Here is a 4,176-nt window from a genome sequence, read left to right on the forward strand (position 1 = left end):
TCATATGCTGTTTAACCAGCGTCTGATATCGGCGGGTAAGGCGAGAGTCAATCCCGCCAACAGATAGGTTGAAATCATTCTGCAAAGTAATAACAGGTATCACGATAAATGTGTAGATACCTATGCCATGATGGCGACTCTGACAAATGTGTTCATGCCCTGGTTGGCCTCCGTATCAGAACTGCAGGTGTTCTGCGCGTACTATCAAAGCCATCCCGGAAGAGAGCTGCACTCGCACCCCTTCTTTGGCGATTTCCATGACGGTTGCGTCCATGGGACTTTTACCCACTTTGACTTTGATAGCCTGGCCGATTTGCAATGTGGAAATATCGGTGACAGGCACGGTTTTAACGACCGGCGCGGTTTGCCTTGTGGCGGGCGCGGGACGTTGGTGTTTGGGACGCGGTTTGCTGGGCGTGACGTTGTCACTCTTGGCGGGCCGCTTGCCCGCAGCGGGACGACGCGGCGCCGTGGCCTCGCCATTTTCGCGTTTTTTCGCCTGCTGAGCGGCCCGCTGAAGCTGAACGCGGGCCTTGGCTTCCTCTAATTGCTTACGTGCATGTTCAACATGCTGCGCTTCCAACTCACCGCAGGGATGACCGTCGAGATCAACGCGCTGGGCGCCGAGCTTTATCCCGTAGAGGTAACGCCAGCTTGAGGTATAAAGGCGCAATGCCGAGCGCAATTGCGTCTTGCTAATATTCTCTTCGCCCTGAACCCGTGCAACGAGGTCCTGAAAGATGCCGATCTTAAGCGGCCTGGCTTCGCCTTCTGCCGTGAAACAGAGCGGAAATCGCTCCGCCAGAAAGGCAATCACTTCTTTATTGCTGTTCAACTTAGGTTGATTTTCCATGAATTTTCCTGATTACAACGGGCTTGCCAACCAGCGCAGGCATGAACAGGCGTCATTATAATGACGCCATCGGCAAATGCCACGTTATCCGTATATCATTATCAAGTATTAGTGATAAATTTGCGCATATTGGTGGTTCCCAACTGCCGGCAGAGGTAATCCGCCACTGCCTTCAGTCCATCTTCATCATCCTGACTGAAGCGTTGATAAATTGTGCTATCGATGTCCAATACCCCCACCACACGACCGTCCAGCGTGATAGGCAATACGATTTCAGCATTACTGGCGGCGTCACAGGCGATATGGCCCGGGAAGGCATGCACGTCGCCGATACGCTGAATGCGGTTTTCCGCCGCTGCACTGCCGCACACCCCTTTACCGAGCGGGATGCGCACGCAGGCGACTTTACCCTGAAAAGGCCCGAGAACGAGTATATCACCGTCGAGTAAATAAAAACCTGCCCAGTTCACCCCTTCCAGGCGCTCGTAGAGCAAAGCGCTGGCGTTGGCCAGCGCGGCGATAAAATGCGTTTCGCCATCAAGGAGTGCCGACAGATCCTGCAATAATTCGGCGTAAAATTGTTTTTTTTCATAATAAACCATTAAATGAGCTAATCTTTGTTGTAGCAGACGGCACACCAGCCTCTATAAAATAAGCAATAAATGCCCAAAGCCACAAGATTAATCCGTTATGACTTCACAAAGTGTTCGCGCGCGGGTATGTTTGCCCGGCCAGGCAGGCGGTTCGCCGGGGGTTAATTATAACCCGACAACGGCGGCATGGAGGGTAAAAAAATGAGGTGTGAGGGAGGCGTAAACGCCGCGCGATGAAAATAACCGCGATTCATGATGCCTTTCCGTCCGGCCAATATCAGCGCTGCCCGGAGTGCGATGTTTTATTTATCCTGCCGCCCCTGAGCGATAATCAGGATGCCTGCTGCCCGCGCTGCCGGGCGAAAGTGGTGCGCGGACGGGACTGGAGCATGACCCGTCTGACGGCGCTGGCGGTCGCAATGCTGCTGCTGATGCCCTTCGCTTTTACCGAACCCTTGATAAGCATTCGGTTGCTGGGCACGCCCATTAGCGCCAGTTTGCTACAAGGCATTTGGCAAATGGCGCTGCAGGGCAATATCATCACCGCTAGCATGGTAGCGTTTTGCACCGTGGGGGCCCCCGCAACACTGGTCTTTTCTTTGTTATATTTGTATTTCGGCCAGCGGCTGGGCCTGAATTTACGCCCCGTGTTGCTGATGCTGCATCGGTTAAAAGAATGGGTGATGCTCGATATTTATTTGGTCGGTATGGCCGTGGCGTCAATCAAAGTTAAAGATTACGCCGACGTTACCACCGGCCTGGGATTAACCGCCTATGTTATTTTGACCCTGCTCAGCCTCCTGACACTCATCAAACTCAATACCGGCCAACTCTGGCACACTTATTTCCCACAGCCGGCGCCGCGCCCCGGGCTGCCCATGACCGGCGCGCTGCGGGTCTGCCTGGGCTGCCGCTTCACCGGCCTGCCGGACGCCCGGGGTCGCTGCCCGCGCTGCCATACGCCGCTGCGCCGCCGCCGGCGCCACAGTCTGCAAAAAGCCTGGGCCGCGCTCATCGCCGCAATTATCATGTTGATCCCCGCCAATGTGCTGCCGATATCCATCATCTATCTCAACGGCAGCCGTAACGAGGATACGATTATGTCCGGCATTCTGTCCCTGGCGCAGGGCAATGTGGCGGTGGCGGCCGTGGTCTTCATCGCCAGCATTTTGGTGCCGTTTATCAAAATCATTGTGCTGTTTACGCTTTTGCTGAGCATTCATTTCAATGTTCGCCACGGCATGAAGACCCGCGTCCGGCTGCTGCGTTTCGTTATCTGGATTGGACGCTGGTCGATGCTCGATCTGTTTGTCATTGCCATTACCCTGTCGCTGGTCGACCGGGATCAACTGCTTGCCTTTACGCTGGGACCGGCCGGCTTCTATTTTGGCTCCGCCGTGATTTTGACAATTCTCGCTGTCGAGTGGTTGGACAGCCGTTTGCTATGGGACGCACATGCCACACACGCCGACTACACCGATTAATGCGACGGTTCGCACCAAGCGCCGGATATCGCCTTTCTGGCTGCTGCCGTTTATCGCCCTGCTGATTGCCGGCTGGCTGGTCTATAGTACCCTGCAAGAGCGCGGCACCACGGTGACGATTGATTTCGTCTCCGCCGACGGCATCGTCGCCGGGCGCACGCCGGTGCGTTACCAGGGCGTGGAGGTCGGCACCGTACAGAATATCAAGCTCAGTGACGATCTGCGCACCATCAAAGTGGAAGCCAGCATCAAAAGCGATATGCGCGACGCGCTGCGCGAAGGGACGCAGTTCTGGCTGGTGACGCCCAAGGCATCCCTGGCCGGCATTTCCGGCCTGGACGCCCTGGTCGGCGGGAACTATATCGGTATGATGCCGGGTAAGGGCAATGAACAGACCCACTTCACCGCCCTGGATACCCAGCCCAAATATCGCGTCAATACCGGTGAACTGCTGGTGCATTTGCAGGCGGACAATCTCGGCGCGCTCAGTACCGGCTCGCTGGTGTATTTCCGCAAGCTGCCGGTCGGCAAAGTTTACGATTTCGACATTGCCCGCAACCGTAAAGGGGTGACCATCGATGTGCTGATCGATCGCCGCTTCACTCATCTGGTAAAAAAAGACAGCCGCTTTTGGAATGTCTCCGGGCTGAAAGCCAATGTCGATCTCCACGGCGCGCGAATAGAAATGGAAAGCGTGGCGGCGCTGGTCAACGGCGCCATCGCGTTCGACTCGCCGGCCGATAGCGCCCAGGCCAGAACCGACGATAATTATAGGCTTTACCCCGATCTGGCCCATAGCCAGCGCGGCGTTATCATTACCCTCGATCTGCCCGACGGCAGCCATCTTAGCGCCGGCCATACGCCCTTGCTATATCAAGGTCTGGAAGTCGGCATGCTGACCAAAATCACTCTGGGAAAAGACAAACATGTCACCGGCGAATTGACGCTTAATCCGTCGGTAGCGGATTTAATGCGCAGCGGTACCCGTATCGAAATGACGACGCCGCAGCTCTCGCTCACCCAGCCCGATATCAGCGGGTTATTGGCCGGCACCACGCTGGAGCTGATTCCCGGCGACGGGGAACCGCAGCAGCGTTTCACGGTGCCCGACGGCAATCGGGTAATGACTCCAATTAGTAGAACATGTGTTTTTCGATGAAGGCTCCGATGACTTTTTCGTGGATCTCGACAGAGCGCGAGAAGCAAATCGTTTTACGCGCCAGTCGTTTAATGCGGGTACGGAGCG

General features: G+C 55.7%; 4 protein-coding genes and 1 pseudogene. 2 read left to right on the top strand and 3 right to left on the bottom strand.

Annotated elements, in window-relative coordinates:
- Window positions 1-175: 175 nt before the first annotated feature.
- Window positions 176-853: an RNA chaperone ProQ gene (gene proQ / locus CINSTRO3249_RS13595; protein WP_074013663.1), complete on the bottom strand. Its 678-nt coding sequence runs from the start codon at window positions 851-853 to the stop codon at window positions 176-178.
- A gap of 101 nt (window positions 854-954) precedes the next feature.
- On the bottom strand, window positions 955-1,455 hold the full coding sequence (locus CINSTRO3249_RS13600) for a GAF domain-containing protein (RefSeq protein WP_074013664.1): 501 nt from the start codon (window positions 1,453-1,455) through the stop codon (window positions 955-957).
- A 224-nt stretch (window positions 1,456-1,679) separates the two neighbouring features.
- Here CINSTRO3249_RS13600 and yebS point away from each other — a divergent pair, with 224 nt between their 5' ends.
- Both yebS and CINSTRO3249_RS13610 read left to right on the top strand, forming a co-directional pair.
- Complete coding sequence (gene yebS / locus CINSTRO3249_RS13605; RefSeq protein WP_074013665.1) at window positions 1,680-2,930, top strand: membrane integrity lipid transport subunit YebS; 1,251 nt, start codon at window positions 1,680-1,682, stop codon at window positions 2,928-2,930.
- Window positions 2,902-4,056 (top strand): annotated as a pseudogene (locus tag CINSTRO3249_RS13610) (intermembrane transport protein PqiB); the annotation flags it as partial. The gene yebS and the pseudogene CINSTRO3249_RS13610, both read left to right, overlap by 29 nt.
- 7 nt (window positions 4,057-4,063) lie before the next feature.
- On the opposite strand, the gene CINSTRO3249_RS13615 reads toward CINSTRO3249_RS13610, so the two are convergent.
- On the bottom strand, window positions 4,064-4,176 hold a 113-nt coding region (locus tag CINSTRO3249_RS13615), incomplete at its 5' end, for an IS1 family transposase (RefSeq protein ID WP_044698828.1).

It is taken from the genome of Candidatus Sodalis sp. SoCistrobi (assembly GCF_900143145.1).
GTDB lineage: Bacteria > Pseudomonadota > Gammaproteobacteria > Enterobacterales > Enterobacteriaceae > SoCistrobi.